The following is an 18,030-nucleotide window of genomic DNA, read 5'->3' as shown; positions in this document are numbered from 1 at the left end:
GACTCGCCATGTACCAATTATTCATCGAAGGCCTGCAACGCCTGGGCCGCGCGCTGATGCTACCCATCGCCATCTTGCCGATTGCCGGCCTGCTGCTGCGACTGGGTGACACCGACCTTTTGAACATCGCGGTGATGCACGACGCAGGGCAAGCGATCTTCGCCAACCTGGCGCTGATCTTCGCCATCGGCATCGCCGTGGGCTTTGCCCGGGACAACAACGGTACCGCAGGGCTTGCCGGCGCCATTGGCTACCTGGTGATGATCTCCACCCTCAAGGTGATGGATGCCAGCATCAACATGGGCATGCTCGCGGGGATCGCCAGCGGCCTGATGGCCGGCGCACTGTATAACCGCTTCAAGGACATCAAGCTGCCGGAATACCTGGCGTTTTTTGGCGGGCGACGGTTTGTGCCGATTGTCACCGGATTCTCGGCGGTGGGATTGGGGGTGATCTTCGGGCTGATATGGCCGCCGATCCAGCATGGCATCAACAGCTTCGGCGTGTTGCTGATGGAAAGCGGCAGCTTCGGCGCGTTTGTCTTTGGCGTGTTCAACCGCTTGCTGATCGTTACCGGCCTGCACCATATCCTCAACAACATGGCCTGGTTTGTATTCGGCAGCTTCACTGATCCGGCGACCGGCGCGGTAGTGACCGGCGACCTGACCCGCTACTTCGCCGGCGACCCGAAAGGCGGCCAGTTCATGACCGGCATGTTCCCGGTAATGTTATTCGGCCTGCCCGCCGCCTGCTTGGCGATGTACCGCAACGCCCTGCCGGAACGACGCAAGATCATGGGCGGGATTTTCCTGTCGATGGCCCTGACTTCGTTCCTGACCGGGGTGACCGAGCCGATCGAATTTGCCTTCATGTTCCTCGCACCGTTCCTGTATCTGCTGCATGCGCTGCTGACCGGTCTGTCGATGGCCATTACCAACCTGCTGAACATTCACCTGGGCTTTACCTTCTCCGGTGGTTTCATCGACATGGTCCTCGGCTGGGGCAAATCCACCAATGGCTGGCTGGTGATACCGGTGGGACTGGCCTATGCGGTGGTCTACTACACCGTATTTGATTTCTGTATCCGCCGCTTCAACCTGAAGACGCCGGGCCGTGAAGACATCCAGGTCGTACAGACCGAAGCCATGACCGACAACCAGCGCGCCGGAGCCTACATTCGAGCCCTCGGCGGTGCCGACAACCTGCTCAGTGTCGGCGCCTGCACCACTCGCTTGCGCCTGGACATGGTGGACCGCAACAAGGCCGTGGACGCAGAGCTCAAGGCGCTGGGTGCGATGGCCGTGGTTCGCCCCGGTAACGGCGGCAGCTTGCAGGTGGTAGTGGGGCCGATGGCTGACAGCATTGCCGACGAGATCCGTCTGGCCATGCCGACCGCCAGCAACGCACCCACCATCGCCGCAGCCCCGAAAACCCCGGAGCATGCCGTCGCAACGCCCGACGCCCAGCAATGGCTGAACGCCCTGGGTGGCAGCAACAATGTGCTGCAATTGGATTGCGTGGCCATGACCCGTATTCGCCTGCAACTGGCCGATGACCAGGCACTGTCGGAGCAGCAGCTCAAAGCCCTGGGTTGCCAGGGTGTGAGCCAGCTCGACGGTGGTATCTGGCACTTGCTGGTGGGTGATTCGGCACAAGGTTTGAGTGCCGCACTCAAGTCCCTAGCCAGCCGCGACCCGGTGCGCGCCGGGGTCTGACGCCGCTACTTATCTACCGCCCTGCCCAGGGCACCGCTCGCCATGCTGAGGGTTCTTATCCCCAGCATGGAGCGCGTGCCTGTGAGCACAACACACCAGGCCTTTGAAGGCCTCAAAGGCAATCTTAATCAGATCGGCCATCACCTGCTCAAAGTCGAAGGGCCGCTATTGCCCGAACAGAAACCCTCTGGCGAACTGGCGTACCTGGAAAAGCTCAACGGGATACTGATCAAGTACCGACAGCAATTCCTGGAAAAGGGCCGAGCCTTCTATCAAGGGTTGAAACAGAGCGACTTGCCTCTCCAATTGGCGACGCTCAAGACCACACTGAACGCTCACCTTCAACTGCTCGATCGCAATGAGCAGATCGACGGCAAGTCACGCAAATCCTTCATGACCTTTGAAGCCGGGTTCACCGTTCTGGCGAACGAAAACGCGCTCAGTGCCCACGACCGTTTATTGCACCCTCTGCAACAGGCGATGCTCGAACGTGTGCCGCAAGGCATCACCTCACGTCCTGGCTTCTACGCGCTGACTTTCCGTTATCAGGAACAGACCGTCGAGCTGGCCGGTGCCTTTGTGTTGACAGAAAAGTCCAACCCGGTCGTAGCCGACCTGACGTCCATGCCAGCAGTCGGGGAAGTGATGCTATTCACTCCCTCACGCGGCATTGAATCCTTTGGTTCACTGGCTCAACTGAATACGCATTTACTGCAAGGGATGGGTGACGACGCGCAATGGCGCAACTTCATGCAACTGCTGCCGGCGCGTTTCCGTGATGTGACACCCGGCGCGATCTGGCCCCTGAAACTCTCTCCCATCGACGACAAGCCGCTGTTCGAGCACACCTACAACGCCCTGATCGACAAACGCACCCAAGACATCAACCGTGCCTTGAGCCTTGTGGACAACCCGGAGCAACAGGCCACGCAACTGATCGACGCCCTGGACCGTGCCATTGTTGCCTCCCTGCCAGACATCACCGCACGCCTGGAGTGGCGAGCCCAACGCCTGCTGGAACGCCACCTGCGCAACAGCGCCCCGGACTGGTACCGCAGCGCCAGCGACGCTCGACGAGCCACGCTGGCCGAACATCTGGGTGGCTACAACGAGGCTCGTCAGAATTTGCTCGATCTGCTGGGCCCGGTTACCACGCCTGAAACCCTGGCCCGCTATCAACTGCTTGAACGCTTGAGCGATGACCTGTCTATCCACGACCTGGCGCCGGAACACCTGGTGATCAACACTCGCCGCTACGTCGACCCCATTGGCGAGTACGAACACGAGCACAACCTGGTCGACCTGGCTCTGCGCGGCCCGCAAGCGGGTGATGAACGGCCCGGATCGGACTTCCTGACAAAAACCACCCTCACCTACAAAGGCGCGCCACTGCCCGAGGTCTATCAAGACCTCACACCAGCCTGGCTGGCGCAACAGCTGGCCACTCTGCAACCGCGTCTCGACTTTGCCGAACTGCAAAATCAGATGCATGAAAAGCCAGCCCTCAGCCGCGCTATCGAACAGATGCTCGATCAGCGGATCAACGCGCTGGCTTATGCCGCAGTGTTGCAAGGCCACCTCAGCGAAGGCGACTTCCAGTTGGTGCAGCGCCTGCGCCTAGGTACCGACGCCCACCTGAGTGCCGCGACCCTGTCGCTGCATGCCGCTCAGTTACAGGACCTGTGGGTACTGCGCCAGAGTGATGCCAGCGGCAAGGTCATCCGCCTGTTGCTGTGTACGCCCGAGGCGCCCCGGGAACAGCAATTTCAGGCATTCAACAGCGAAATCGCCTGCCAGAACCATATCCTCGGCTGGAGCCTGGACAACGGTACGAAAAATCCCATTGGCACGCTGACCGACTACCTGATCAAGCGGATCGCCCTGCGTTTTCGCGGCGCAATGAAGCAGGTGTTGAACGGCCTAAGCTTCAAGTTTCACACCCAGGAAAACAAAGAGATCCGTTTTGGCAATAGTGGCAGCCATGCCGATTGCCTCAAGGCCATGTCGGCCCATGTGCTGGCTACCCGTGTCGACGACTACGAGTTCAGCACTCCGAACTGGTATCGCTCCACCAGTACCGAGAACCGTCAGACACTGTTGAAGCTCGCCGAAGATACCGACGGTGCCCTGCATGCCTACAGCGAGTATCCGTTGTCTGACGCGCGCTTTCCCAGCTTCACCCGTTACCTACATGAACAGGCGAAAAAGCGCTTGAACGAACTGCTGGGACGCCGCCAGAACGATGTCGACCCCGACACCGTATGGGCCCTCTCACCACCGGCCTTGATCGGTTCGTTGACCTCGCCGCCGCTGACCTACACCCAACTGTACCGCGACGGCTACACCGACGGTGTGGGCTTCCTCGACGAGAAGTTCTCCCGATCCGCACGTTTCAAGGGCCCGAAAGACGTGGACCTGAGCCTGCTGACCGCTGAAAAGGTCGCACGCTCGGTCACCGGTGTGTGGATCGGCCAACGCTATATCAACGAGGTCAAGACCAGGCTGCTGAACACCGGCAGCGCAGACTATGATCTGCGACGCAATGCAACGCTGAGCATCACCCAGCGCCAGATGCAGAGCGCGGCCCTGGAATGCCGCCTGCAAGGGCATCTTGCCGGGGTCGATTGGCAGTGGCTGGAGCGCAGCATCGCCAGCATGGGCGACACCTCCAGCGATACCCGCGGCACCTACGCCATCCACCGCCTGCTGGTGGACGGAGACTGGGTCATCGGCAACTTCCTTTTCAGCCACGCCAGCTACCCAACCTTGCTGTACACCCCCGACGCCCCGGATGGCATCAGCTTTCGCGAGGCACAGCAATTCAATTATCTGCTGAAAAAAAATCCCGGCATGGTCGGTTACCTCACGACCCGGGTGGGTGCTCAGTCCCAGGCCAGGGTGCGGGCCTTCCTGGAGGATGCCAAGCGCCAACTGCCCGAGGATCTGAATAAAACCGACGTCAGCCCGGCACGCTATGACTCGACCCGCTCGAAAGTACCGCTTCTTGATCTGCGCCACGCGCTGTACGACATGAAGCAGCAGCGCAAGATCGACGACGTTGAAGGGACCACCGCCAATCGCAGCCAAATGATCACCGGCATCCTGTGGTCCTGCGTGGAATGGGTCACTGCGATTGCCACTGCGCCGTTTCCAACCCTTAGCCTGAGCCTCGGTATGTTATTGGCGTTCAAGGACGGCATGCTGGCCTTGCACGCTTATCATCAAGGCGATACCGGTGCCGCCCTGGAGCATTTGATCGGCTACGTGCTCAACAGCGCCGGGGCAGCGTTCACCGACCTGCGACCGGCGTTGTTCTCGCTTAAACAGCTGGCAAAACCTGTCCTGCACCGAGCCCCGGTAAGCGCAGCGTCGAGTGAGGCCATTAAGCTGATCCGCCCACTGGAGCCAACGTCGCCTGCGCCTGCGGGCATGCAAGCGGTGCTGTTCGCGGGAGAGGTCCTTTGGGCGAAAAATACGCCAGACGCCATCGGTCGCTATTTGCTGTATCGGCTTGACCCAGTCAGCGGCAGGATGGTCTCCACCACCCGCGTGGCCGCACCCGATGCGCAAGGCGTCTGGCGCCGTACCGGCGTCGTCGGAGGCGCGCCGAAGTATGAAAAATTGCCCGATACGCCTCAGCCGTTGAAACAATATGAGGTACCGGAAAACTACGTGGTTGAACTTGAAATCATCCTCAATCCCAAGAAACGCGCCTCCATACTGGAAAACAAAGAGTGGTTGACCATCACGCAGGAACAAGCGCGAAGAAGTGCAGCTCTCGATGTGAATGATCTTCACGAAGCCTACTTGAAAAAAACCCAACTCCTGGAGAAGGATGCCCAGGACTTTTTCAAGAACCTTCCCCCGCTGCCCGCCCGCACCGAGGCCCCCACCATTGAGGCCAGCACTACCTTCAAGCAGTTGCTCGACAGCGACGTTTTTGCCGGAGATAAGAACCTGGTCATCGGCGCGGTACCGGGTTCCATCGCCAGTAAACAGCTGCTGATCATGGAAATGGACACCCTGGTCAAGAAAGGCTTCAAGCGACTGTATGTGGAATACCTGCCCATCGACGTGTTCCGTCCAAAACTGAAAAAACTCAACCAAAATGGAACCTGGCAACACATCGCGGAGCATTTAAGAAGCATCGATCAAGCAATGGGTTTTGCCGAGAACGCCGAGTACTCCTACCGTGCCCTGGTACGCACGGCTCAAGAAAAGAAAATGAAGATCAACGCGCTGGATGCATCCACGTCCTATCACCTGGACGATGTCCTGCAATTCAACGACGCTCCGGTGACGATCCCGCGGGACAATGCAGTCAGGAACTTCTATTCCCACAAGGTCATTGAGATCGACGCCAAAACCGAGCCCGACGGGCGCTGGATCGCCTTGGTGGATCAATCCAGAATGCGCACGTTCAACGAGATACCAGGCCTTGCCGATCTGCAAAAGAATACGATCGCTGTGCGTATTGAAGATGTCGGTCCGAACCAGCCTATAGGCCTCTGGACAGACACGGCCGGCGCGATAACCGGTGATGCGCTGGCCAAGGGCGACTATCGCATAACGCTGGAAACATCCTACAAAGTACCCGAGCCGATCGCTGGCGCCAGGCAAGTCGAACCAGCGGCTGAAGTTGCGACCGCTGCACACAGTGTCAACGAATTTGATATTCCCATCTCAATGAGGGATGAGATTGATCGCCAGTACTACACCCCAAATGGCCTGAACCCCATTTACAGTTATCGCAATGAGGACAGTCGTAAAGCGCTCTCTGTATTCGCCAATGCGCGAACCAGGCTGCAAGACAAGGCTGAACGTTTCTTTACCGACTACACACCCCCTTCTCGCCCAGCACTGCCTACGATAACGGAAAGCACCACACCTGAATCCTTTCTAAAAGAGATCAGTGACAGCAACTTGCCAGGACTTGTATTGGGCGAGTCCCACTCTGCGCAGTCGAGCAAGAAACTACTGATAACTGATATGAAAGAAATCCAGAAGTTGGGCTTCAAGACGCTCTATGTCGAACATCTGTGTACCGATCTGCATCAAGCTGAACTGGACGTGTTCCATAAAACCCAGAGGCTTCCAGACAAACTCAAGAGATACCTGAAAAGCCAGGACAGAGGCCACATGCCCCTCCATTACGGCGGCAGTAACACCTACTCAGAGGTCTACCAAGCCGCCAGCAAATACGGCATCCGTGTCAAAGCCCTCGACTGTACCGCCAGCTATAACCTCAAAGGCGTAGGCGCCAAATATGAGGCCAGGACCAAGATGTTCAACTACTTTGCCTCGCGCGTCATACAAGCCGACCAAGCCGCGCAAGGGCCTCATAAATGGATCGCCTTCGTCGGCAACGCCCACGGCAATTACCACGTGGGGGTACCAGGGCTAGCAGAAATACTGGGGACAGTCAGCCTTGAGGTCAGGGATGTTGCCCCAGGGTTGGGCAGAAAAATTCACCGTGCCGCCTGGGAAACAGTGATTGAAGAAACGGGATGGCCCGCGCTGCGCAGCGATTTCAAACTGGAGGAGGCCATCGCCGGAAACCGGGCACCTGCTCCCATTATCTCTATCGACAGGTCAAGATTAAAAGTTCCCGGGCACTTCCTGATCGAACGCCCTTCGGCCATCGAGACCAACCTGGTGCACTACTCCAGTACTGGAAAAATCGAGTCCACACCCATTCAAGTGAACGATAAAGGGTTGTTTTTTATTGATCGCTGGGACATGAAAGAACAGTACTTCGAATATCAGTCAATGCTGATTGACATGCTTAAAGCGAAAGTACGCCTGACACCGGCGCCATAAAGCGCAGCCTGCGGGTGCGATAGCGCTCATACCGTGCGAGGAAATGATTACAGGGTATCCCACCGTCAGACAACGAAAACCCACGTAAAAAAGCCGCTGAATCGGTAACGATCAGCGGCTTTTTTTCAACAACGAACGGATCAGAAATCCGCCAACTGCCATACCTCATACGCCGGTGTCTCATAGGGATGACTGAGCTTCAACGCAGCCACTACCGCCACGATCAACTCATTCGCCACCACCAGCTCAACTTTCCATTCCTCGACCACTTCAACCTGCCCGATCTGGCCGATAAACGGCTGACTGCCATCCATCGGCCGGAATTGGCCTCGGCCCAGCACTTGCCAGGCGCAGCTGTCGTAGGTGCCGATGCGCCCGCCACCGGCTGCGAAGACGGCGGCTTTCACCGTCTCCACATGGCTGTCGGGCACAAAGAAGCTGAGCTTGTACACCGCCTTAGTTCACCCACACGCGAGCGTTACGGAACATGCGCATCCACGCGCCGTCTTCGTTCCACTCTTCCGGGCGCCACGAGTTCTGCACGGCGCGGAATACACGCTCCGGGTGCGGCATCATGATGGTGACGCGACCGTCGCGGCTGGTCAGCCCGGTGATCCCGCGCGGCGAGCCGTTCGGGTTGGCCGGGTAGCTCTCGGTGACCTTGCCGTGGTTGTCGACGAAACGCATCGCCACGCAACCGGACAGGTCAGCTTCCAGCAAGGCTTCTTCGCTGGAGAATTCCGCATGGCCTTCACCGTGAGCAATGGCGATTGGCATACGCGAACCGGCCATGCCCTGCAGGAAGATCGAGTTGGACTCCTGCACCTGAACCATCGCAACACGGGCTTCGAACTGCTCGGAACGGTTACGCACGAAGTGCGGCCAGAACTCGCTGCCCGGGATCAGTTCGCTGAGGTTGGACATCATCTGGCAACCGTTGCACACACCCAGGGTGAAGCTGTCGTTGCGCTCGAAGAAACCCTGGAACGCATCGCGGGCACGGCTGTTGAACAGGGCCGACTTGGCCCAGCCTTCACCGGCACCCAGCACGTCGCCGTAGGAGAAACCACCGCAGGCTACGAGGCCTTTGAACTCGTTGAGGTCAACGCGACCGGCGAGGATATCGCTCATGTGCACGTCGATCGCATTGAAGCCGGCACGGTCGAACGCGGCCGCCATTTCCACCTGGCCGTTGACGCCCTGCTCACGCAGTACGGCAACTTGTGGGCGGATGCCTTTCTTGATGTACGGCGCGGCGATGTCCTGGTTGACGTCGAAGCTGAGCTTGGTGCTCAGGCCCGGGTTGTCTTCTTCCAGGATCACGTCGAACTCCTGCTCGGCGCAGTCGACGTTGTCCCGCAGGCGCTGGATCTGGTAGCTGGTTTCTGCCCACTGGCGTTGCAGCAGACGGCGCTGGCCTTCAAACACGGTTTCGCCGTTGAAGACGATGTTGATTTCGCCGTTGTTGATCGGCTGGCCAACCACGGACACACAGTCGCCCAGGCCAGCAGCGCTGAACTGTGCAAGCACGTCTGGGGTGGCGTCCTGGCGAACCTGGATCACCGCACCCAACTCCTCGTTGAAGAGGATCGCGGCGATATCGGCGGAGGTTTCCGCCAGGCCGTCGAGGTTCAGGCTCAGGCCGCAGTGACCGGCGAAGGCCATCTCGACCACGCTGGTCAGCAAGCCACCGTCGGAACGGTCGTGGTAAGCCAGCAGATGACCGTCGGCATTCAGGCCCTGGATCACGGCGAAGAAGGCTTTCAGGTCTTCGGCGTCGTCGACGTCCGGAGCGTGCTGGCCGAGTTTGCCGTGCACCTGGGCGAGGATCGAGGCGCCCATGCGGTTCTGGCCACGACCGAGGTCGATCAGGATCAGGTCGGTGGTGCCCTTGTCCATGCGCAGTTGCGGGGTCAGGGTCTGGCGGATGTCGGTGACTGGCGCAAAGCCGGTGACGATCAGCGACAGCGGCGAGGTGACGCTCTTGTCCACGCCTTCATCGTTCCAGCGCGTGGCCATGGACATGGAGTCCTTGCCCACCGGAATGGTGATGCCCAGCTCAGGGCACAGCTCCATACCGACGGCTTTCACGGTGTCGTACAGACGCGCATCTTCACCTGGGTGACCGGCAGCGGACATCCAGTTGGCCGACAGTTTAATGTCGGAGATCTTGCCAATGCGCGAAGCGGCGATGTTGGTCAGGGTTTCACCGATAGCCATGCGGCCCGACGCCGGAGCGTCCAGCAGGGCCAGCGGTGTGCGCTCGCCCATGGCCATAGCTTCACCGGTGTAGACGTCGAAGCTGGTGGCGGTGACGGCAACGTCAGCCACCGGAACCTGCCACGGGCCAACCATTTGATCGCGGGCAACCAGACCGGTAATGGTGCGGTCGCCAATGGTGATCAGGAAGCTTTTGCTGGCAACGGCTGGGTGGTGCAGAACGCGCTCCACACAATCGGCGATGGCCAGCGTGGACGGATCGAAATCGTCGCCCAGTTCGGCTTCACGCACGGCCGAACGGTGCATGCGCGGGGCTTTGCCCAGCAGCACTTCCAGCGGCATGTCCACTGGGCTGTTGCCGAAGTGGCTGTCGGTGACCGTCAGTTGCGGCTCGGCAGTGGCTTCGCCAACGACGGCAAACGGGCAGCGCTCGCGCTCGCAGATCGCCTGGAAGCGTTCGAAGTCGGCAGGGCCGACCGCCAACACGTAGCGCTCCTGGGATTCGTTGCTCCAGATCTCGTGCGGGGCCATGCCCGGCTCGTCGTTTGGAATGTTGCGCAGTTCGAAACGGCCGCCACGCTCGCCATCGTTGACCAGCTCCGGGAAGGCGTTGGACAAACCGCCCGCGCCGACGTCATGGATGAAGCTGATCGGGTTCTTGTCACCCAACTGCCAGCAACGGTCGATGACTTCCTGGCAACGGCGTTCCATTTCAGGGTTTTCACGCTGAACGGAAGCGAAGTCCAGGTCTGCCGAGCTGGTACCGGTGGCCATCGAGGAAGCTGCGCCGCCGCCCAGGCCGATCAGCATCGCCGGGCCGCCGAGGACGATCAGCTTGGAGCCGACGAGGATCTCGCCCTTCTGGACGTGATCTTCACGGATGTTGCCCATACCGCCAGCCAGCATGATCGGCTTGTGGTAACCGCGCACTTCATCGCCATGCGGGGTGGTGATGGACTGCTCGAACGTACGGAAGTAGCCGGTCAGGGCCGGACGACCAAATTCGTTGTTGAACGCAGCGCCGCCCAGCGGGCCTTCGATCATGATGTCCAGCGCGGTGACGATGCGCTCAGGCTTGCCGTACGGCACTTCCCACGGCTGTTCGAAGCCCGGGATCTGCAAGTTGGAGACGGTGAAACCGGTGAGGCCAGCCTTTGGCTTGGCGCCACGGCCGGTTGCACCTTCGTCGCGAATCTCGCCGCCGGAACCGGTAGCTGCACCCGGGAACGGGGCAATTGCGGTCGGGTGGTTGTGGGTCTCGACTTTCATCAGGATGTGCACCGGCTCCTGCACCGCGCCGTACTGGCGGGTTTCAGGGTCCGGGAAGAAACGACCGGCAATGCTGCCGACGATCACCGAGGCGTTGTCTTTATAAGCCGACAGAACGCCTTCGCTGTGCATCACGTAAGTGTTCTTGATCATGCCAAACAGGCTTTTTTCCTGGCTCTGGCCGTCGATATCCCAACTGGCGTTGAATATCTTGTGACGGCAGTGCTCGGAGTTGGCCTGGGCGAACATCATCAGTTCGATGTCGTGCGGGTTGCGCTTGAGACCGATGAAGGCGTTGACCAGGTAGTCAATTTCGTCTTCGGCCAAGGCCAGGCCCAGTTCGGTGTTGGCTTTTTCCAGGGCGGCGCGACCACCGCCGAGCACGTCAATCGCGGTCAGCGGCTTGGGCTCGGCATGGCTGAACAGACCGGCGGCCTGTTCCAGCTGGCCAACGATGATCTGGGTCATGCGATCGTGCAGGCTGCTGGCGATCAGCTCGGCCTCGGCATCGCTGAACTGGCCCGCGACGTAGAAGGCGATCCCGCGTTCCAGGCGCTGGATTTTTTCCAGGCCGCAGTTGCGGGCGATGTCACTGGCCTTGCTCGACCAGGGCGAGATGGTGCCGAACCGTGGCAGAACCAGGAACAAGCGGCCGCTAGGCTCTTGGACTGGGACGCTGGGACCGTACTTCAGAAGGCGCGCCAGCACTTGCTGTTCGTCGGAAGTCAAAACGCCGGTAACGTCGGCGAAGTGAGCAAATTCGGCATATAAGCCACTGACAGCCGGGACTTTCTGGCTCAGTTGCTCAAGGAGTTTGCTGTGGCGAAAGGCAGAAAGGGCAGGAGCGCCGCGCAGGATCAACATCTTCGGGACAGCCTCGGGAAGGGGTGTGCTTTGAGGCCGTGCATTCTAGCGTAAACCGCCGCCAACGGCACCCGAAACGGCACCAGTGGCCGTTGCCGGACGTCAGTTGGCATAAATTGCACCGTACCAGCGGGCCATCAGGATCATTCGCGGCAGTTATTTTAACCGTCACAATGGCGCGCCAAGCCCCGTTTCTGCGGCCTTCAGCCCGGCTTACGGGGTGCTAGCAGACAAGTCCCATGCTGTCGAGATATGGCGCCGAGGGTCCTTTGCGTATACTGCGCAGATGTTTTCCCCAACTGCTTTGCGCCCGCGATGCGCCAAATGGCTCATCGTCACCGGACTCTTCCTGATGCTCAGCGCCTGTGTTGATAAACCCAGCACGCTCGAGCGAATCAAGGAGGATGGCGTATTGCGGGTGGTCACCCGAAACAGCCCGGCCACCTATTTCCAGGACCGCAACGGCGAAACCGGTTTCGAATACGAACTGGTCAAACGCTTTGCCGACGATCTGGGCGTGAAACTGGAGATCGAGACCGCCGACAACCTTGACGACCTGTTCGCGCAGGTGGGTAAACCCAATGGCCCGGTACTGGCCGCTGCCGGCTTGGTCAGCAGCGAGCAACGCCGCCAGCAGGTGCGATTCTCCCATCCTTACCTGGAAGTCACTCCACAGATCATCTATCGCAACGGCCAGTCTCGCCCCACCACGGCGGCGGACCTGGTGGGCAAGAAGATCATGGTGCTCAAGGGCAGTACCCACGCCGAGCAATTGGCTGCGCTGAAAAAGCAATTTCCCGCGATTGAATATGAAGAGTCCGACGCCGTTGAGGTGGTCGACCTGCTGCGCATGGTCGACGAAGGGCAAATCGACCTGACGTTGGTGGACTCCAACGAAGTGGCGATGAACCAGGTGTACTTTCCCAACGTGCGGGTCGCCTTTGACCTCGGAGACGCCAGCAACCAGAGCTGGGCAGTGGCGTTGGGTGAAGACAACAGCCTGCTCAATGAGGTCAACAGTTACCTCGACAAGGTTGAAAAGAACGGCACCTTGCAGCGTCTGAAAGATCGCTATTACGGGCACGTCGATGTACTCGGCTATGTCGGCGCCTATACCTTCGCCCAGCATCTGCAACAGCGCCTGCCAAAATACGAAAAGCACTTCAAGACCTACGCCAAGGAAGAAAAGGTCGATTGGCGACTGTTGGCAGCCATTGGTTACCAGGAGTCCCTATGGCAACCGGCTGTCACCTCCAAGACCGGCGTACGCGGCCTGATGATGCTGACCCAGAACACCGCCCAGGCCATGGGCGTGTCCAACCGCCTGGATGCCAAACAGAGCATCATGGGCGGCGCCAAGTACCTGGCCAGGATCAAGGATGAGCTGGACGACAAGATTGCCGAGCCGGATCGCACCTGGTTCGCCCTCGCCGCCTACAACGTCGGCACCGGTCACCTGGATGACGCCCGCAAGCTGGCCGCAAAAGAAGGGCTGAACCCGAACAAGTGGCTGGACGTGAAGAAAATGCTGCCGCGTCTGTCGCAGAAGCAGTGGTACAGCAAGACCCGCTACGGCTATGCCCGAGGCGGTGAGCCGGTACATTTTGTGGCGAACATCCGGCGCTACTACGACATCCTGACCTGGGTGACCCAGCCGCAGTTGGAAGGCAACCAGGTGGTGGAAGGCAATCTGCATGTGCCGGGCGTGGACAAGACCAAGCCCACCGAAGAAACCCCACAGTTGTAACTCACCGATTTCCCAAACACTGCAATACCCATGCGGGAGCCGGGCTCTTGTGGCGAGGGGGCTTGCCGGATCGCCACAAGAACGCTCTCGCCTTTAAAGTCCGGTGATCAGGTGCACCACCCCACCCGTCAGCACCATCACTCCCGGCACACCCGCCGCGCGTAGCGCCACCGCATCCAATCGCCCCGGCTCGTGCAATTGCACCCGCACCCGAGTCAATGCCACCCGTTGTTGCGACTTGAGGTTGCCCGCACCACCCAGCGCACTCAACACCCCCGGCGCCAGTGGTGCTTCACCCGTCGACACGGCAACCGTCTCGGCAATCAAGTCCGGCGTCAGGGCCTTCCAGAACGCCTGCTGCAATTTCTCGAACATGCTCAGTTCTCCACAACCAAAGAGGTTTCGACGGTCGCCGCGTGGTACAGGCGCAAGGCCTCGCGTACCTGCGCGGCTTCTTCCAGGCCCAGCACTTGGCGGGCGATCAACTGGCAGTCCGCCAGGTTCAGCTCACGCACGGTGGCCTTGATGGTCGGGATCAGCGGCACACTGACCGACAACTCATCCACCCCCAGCCCGATCAACATTGGCACTGCCAGCGCCTCCGAAGCCAGGGCGCCGCAGACGCCGACCCACTTGCCATGGGCATGGGCCGCCTTGACCGTGCTGGCGATCAGGCGCAGCACCGCCGGATGAAAGCTGTCAGCCTGGCTGGCCAGACGCGGGTGGTCACGGTCCATGGCCAGGGTGTATTGGGTCAGGTCGTTGGTACCGATAGAGAAGAAATCCACCTCCGGTGCAAACAGATCCGCCATCAAGGCCGCCGAGGGCACCTCGATCATGATCCCCAGTTTCGGCAGTTCCGTAAGTCCCAGGGCCTGTGCCTCCTCTTGCAGAATCTTGCGGGCCAGGCGCAATTCCGACAGCAGACTGACCATCGGCAACATGATATGCAGGCGAGTCAGGCCCGCGCAGGCGAGGATCGCCCGGAACTGTTCGCGCAACAGTTCAGGACGTTCCAGGCACAAACGAATCCCGCGCAGCCCGAGGAATGGGTTGGTTTCACTGTCCATCGGCACATAGGCCAACGGCTTGTCGCCACCGACGTCCAGGGTGCGTACCACCAGATTGCGATCCGGCCCCAGCGCCCGGGCGATGGCGCTATAAGTGCCCGCCTGTTCTTCGGGGCTCGGCGCGCGGTTGCGATCCAGGTAGAGGAACTCCGAACGCAGCAGGCCCACGCCTTCACCGCCCAGGGACAGCGATTGCTCGACCTCTTGCAGCGAGGCAACGTTGGCCGTCACTTCCACGTGATGACCGTCACGCGTGGTGGCGGCCAGAGAGGCCTGCTCTACTTCACGCTGACGGCGCAGCACTTGCCGTTGGCGGGAGGCCTGCAATTGCTCGATCTCGGCCAAATCCGGGTCCAGGTGCAATTCACCCTTGTCGGCATCCAGCAGTACCTGGCTGCCGTTGGCCAACGCCAGCACTTGCATCGGTACGCCGCAGATAGCCGGCAGGCCAAGGGCACGGGCGAGAATCGCGACATGGCTGGTAGCGCCACCACCCACCGTGACAAAACCCAACACCTTGCGGCTATCGAGACTGGCGGTTTGCGAAGGGGTCAGTTGTTCGGCGATGAGGATCGCTTGCTCCGGCAAATCCCAGGCGCTGTCCTTGACACCGAGGATCAGCTTCAGCACCCGCTGGCCGACGTCTGCCAAGTCGGCGGCACGCTCGGCAAGCAGCGCACTGCCCAAGCCCTGGAACAGCATGGCAGTGGCCGCCGTGGCGCTGTTCCAGGCGAATGCGGCGCTCTTGCCCTGAGCCAACAGCGCGTGGGCCTGGTCCAGCAACGTCGGGTCTTCCAGCAACTCTTGATGAGCACGGAAAATCTCCGCCTGGGCGCTGCCGACAGCCTTGGCCTGCAACGCTTGCAGGGCCTCGGTTGCCTGCAGCAGACCGCTCACCAGCGCAACGCGCTCGACGGCTTCACCGGCACCCGCTTCAGTGATGTCCAGTTCCGGTTCGGCCACCTGCACCACTTGGCCAAACGCCGAACCCGGCGACGCACACACGCCCCGCAGCAGGCTCGGCGATGAAGCCGGCGCGACCGGTTCGGGGGTCTCGACAGGCGCAGCCACCACGGTCTCGCCGCACCCTTCGGCCAGCAACGTCACCAACGCCTTGATCGCTGCCTCTGCATCATCCCCCGCCGCGCTCACTTGCAAGGTATCGCCCTGCACCGTCTGCAATGCCATGATCGCCACCAGCGACTTGGCATTGGCGCTCTGGGTTTGTTTGTGTAGATAAATACTCGCCTTGAAGCCTTTCGCCGCCTGGGCAAACACTGCCGCCGGCCGGGCATGCAAGCCATTGGCATTGGGCAGTGTCAGGGGTTTGGAAAACAGCGCATCGCCCTCTTCGTCCGCCACCTCATCAGCACTGGTCTCAGGCGTCACCCGCAGCAACGCTTGCCCCACATCGACCACCCCGGTGCCCGAAGTCAGCAGCACAAACGGTTCGCCACTGACCACCAACATCAGGGTCAGCAAACTGCGAGCGTGGAGCGCGACAAAGTCGGCATCAAATTCGATCAGCGGCTGACCAGCCTCCACCCGCTGGCCCTCCTCGACCAGCCGGGTAAAGCCTTTGCCGGCCAGGTTCACAGTGTCCAGGCCGATGTGCATCAACACTTGGACGCCGTTGTCGCCGGTGACACTCACCGCATGGCCACTGTCCTGGATATTGCTGATCACCCCGGCCAAGGGCGCACAGAGGGTCTGCGACGTCGGGTCGATACACAGGCCATCGCCAATCAGCCGACTGGAAAACACCGGATCGGGCACCTGGTCCAAGGGCAACAGCACACCGGACAAGGGCGCCAGCAGTTCCAGGGGTTGGGTTGTGGTCATGACTTCACCTGCTGTTTTGTTCTGTAAAAATCATCGAGCAAACGATGGAGATCCAATGTGGAAGCTGGCTTGCCCGCTCCCACATAAAGCCCATTCACATGAATCATGGGTGTACCGGGTTCATTTATTTCCACCAATATTCAACCTGCACACCAAAATTCGATCCATGCCGCGCCGTGCCATAAGCGCCGGTGTCGGACAACGCCGAACCCGCCGCCAGTTCATTGGCCGCACGTTTGGCGGCTTCGTTCCAGGTAGCGTAGGTGTAATACAAACGCACTTCCGGCCGCGCCCAGAAATCCGGGCCTTTAGGCGACCAGGTCGGGGCAAAGGTAAATTTGCTCAGTTTGCGTGTGCCACCGGTGGCCTCGACCTGATCGTGACCCAACTCGGTCACCAGCTTGAACTGCTCGGTGATTGCATAGGCAGGGCGCACCCCAATGGACATCCAGGTCTGATCCTGTCTGCCCGGGCGAATGTCTTTCTGGTACACCGCCTCGACCTGGCCGCCGAAACGCGGCGTCACTTGCCAGTCGAAGAACTCCACCGCACGGTAGCTTTTACTGCTGTTATCCAGTGCGGTATTACCGGTGTAACCGAGGCCCGTGCCCGGACCTTCGCCGTACTGCAGGGCGAACTTGTTCCGACCGCCCAGGAAGGGTTTCTGAACGTGCTGGGCGGTGATGGCCCAGCCGCTGTTAGCGTCCCGACCACCGGCTTTTGCAATGTAACTCAAGCCCAATTCCAACTCGCCGTCAGGGTTGGTCTTGAAGCCGGCCACGTTGAAATCGTGACGGGTGGCGTATTCCTTCTGGTACAGGTTGTCCTTGCGGGAAATCGCGTAGCTGTATTTCAGATCGCCGATTTTCACGTCCTCGATACCGCCGCCCGTGGCGCTCTGGTTCCAGTAGTAGAAGTCGGAAATATGGATGTCGTTACGCTTGTAGTAACGCCGACCGGCCCACAGCGAACCGCCGTTGAGGCTGGGCAGGTTCGACCACTGCGCATACATCTGCGGCATGCGTGCCGAGCCGTTGTTTTCCCCCTGAAACTTCAGCTCGCGATCGTATTGGTTATACAACGAAGCCATGGCATCGACGCTGAGCACCGAGCCGTCGTCAAGGGTCAACAGGTCCTGGCGCAACTCCAGCTCGGCGTACTGTTCGCATTCGTTACCCAAACGGTATTTCGATTGTGCGCCGGGCAGTTGGAAGCACTGCTGCTTGCCACTGCCGGTCGAGGTCCCCGCACCGCTACGCAAGTAACCGGCAAACTCCAGCCCCTGGGCGGCAAAAGGTAAAGACAGACAAGAAGCAACGAGGCCCAGCTTTATTGTTGTTTTCATGAAGCGCTCCGATATTTTTATTATGTTTTTGGCTCATTTTTTTGTACCCCCCTGTAGCCGCTGCCGAGGCACGAGGCTGCGATCCAGTGCGCAGCACTGGTAAACGCTCATCACGGTTCTCCCAAAAACACCACGGTG

Annotated in this window: 8 protein-coding genes; 3 read left to right on the top strand and 5 right to left on the bottom strand. The window is 60.0% G+C overall.

Annotated features, from left to right (window positions below):
• The first annotated feature begins 8 nt into the window (after positions 1–8).
• A complete protein-coding gene (gene nagE / locus HKK55_RS01955) occupies positions 9–1,715 on the top strand; it encodes an N-acetylglucosamine-specific PTS transporter subunit IIBC (protein ID WP_169353116.1) in 1,707 nt (568 codons plus the stop codon).
• An 81-nt stretch (positions 1,716–1,796) separates the two neighbouring features.
• Positions 1,797–7,535, top strand: coding sequence for a membrane-targeted effector domain-containing toxin (locus HKK55_RS01950; protein WP_169353115.1), 5,739 nt, complete (start codon positions 1,797–1,799; stop codon positions 7,533–7,535).
• A gap of 140 nt (positions 7,536–7,675) precedes the next feature.
• On the opposite strand, the gene HKK55_RS01945 is transcribed toward HKK55_RS01950, so the two are convergent.
• Together HKK55_RS01945 and purL are read right to left on the bottom strand one after the other, a co-directional pair.
• A complete protein-coding gene (locus HKK55_RS01945; RefSeq protein WP_169353114.1) occupies positions 7,676–7,987 on the bottom strand; it encodes an NGG1p interacting factor NIF3 in 312 nt (103 codons plus the stop codon).
• Positions 7,988–7,991: 4 nt separating this feature from the next.
• Positions 7,992–11,888: a phosphoribosylformylglycinamidine synthase gene (purL, locus tag HKK55_RS01940; protein WP_169353113.1), complete on the bottom strand. Its 3,897-nt coding sequence runs from the start codon at positions 11,886–11,888 to the stop codon at positions 7,992–7,994.
• Between the two features lie 286 nt (positions 11,889–12,174).
• On the opposite strand from purL, the gene mltF reads away from it, so the two are divergent.
• On the top strand, positions 12,175–13,635 hold the full coding sequence (gene mltF / locus HKK55_RS01935; RefSeq protein WP_169353112.1) for a membrane-bound lytic murein transglycosylase MltF: 1,461 nt from the start codon (positions 12,175–12,177) through the stop codon (positions 13,633–13,635).
• Between the two features lie 93 nt (positions 13,636–13,728).
• On the opposite strand, the gene HKK55_RS01930 is transcribed toward mltF, so the two are convergent.
• The 3 genes from HKK55_RS01930 to HKK55_RS01920 form a co-directional block, all read right to left on the bottom strand.
• Positions 13,729–14,010, bottom strand: coding sequence for a PTS transporter subunit EIIB (locus HKK55_RS01930; protein WP_169353111.1), 282 nt, complete (start codon positions 14,008–14,010; stop codon positions 13,729–13,731).
• Between the two features lie 2 nt (positions 14,011–14,012).
• The gene (ptsP, locus tag HKK55_RS01925; protein WP_169353110.1) at positions 14,013–16,547 is read right to left on the bottom strand and encodes a phosphoenolpyruvate--protein phosphotransferase; all 2,535 of its coding nucleotides are present in this window, start codon (positions 16,545–16,547) and stop codon (positions 14,013–14,015) included.
• Between the two features lie 124 nt (positions 16,548–16,671).
• Positions 16,672–17,892: a carbohydrate porin gene (locus HKK55_RS01920; protein ID WP_169353109.1), complete on the bottom strand. Its 1,221-nt coding sequence runs from the start codon at positions 17,890–17,892 to the stop codon at positions 16,672–16,674.
• Positions 17,893–18,030: the final 138 nt, after the last annotated feature.

The organism is Pseudomonas sp. ADAK18, from assembly GCF_012935695.1.
In the GTDB taxonomy this organism is placed as follows: domain Bacteria; phylum Pseudomonadota; class Gammaproteobacteria; order Pseudomonadales; family Pseudomonadaceae; genus Aquipseudomonas.
This window is presented reverse-complemented; position numbering and strand designations above follow the sequence as displayed.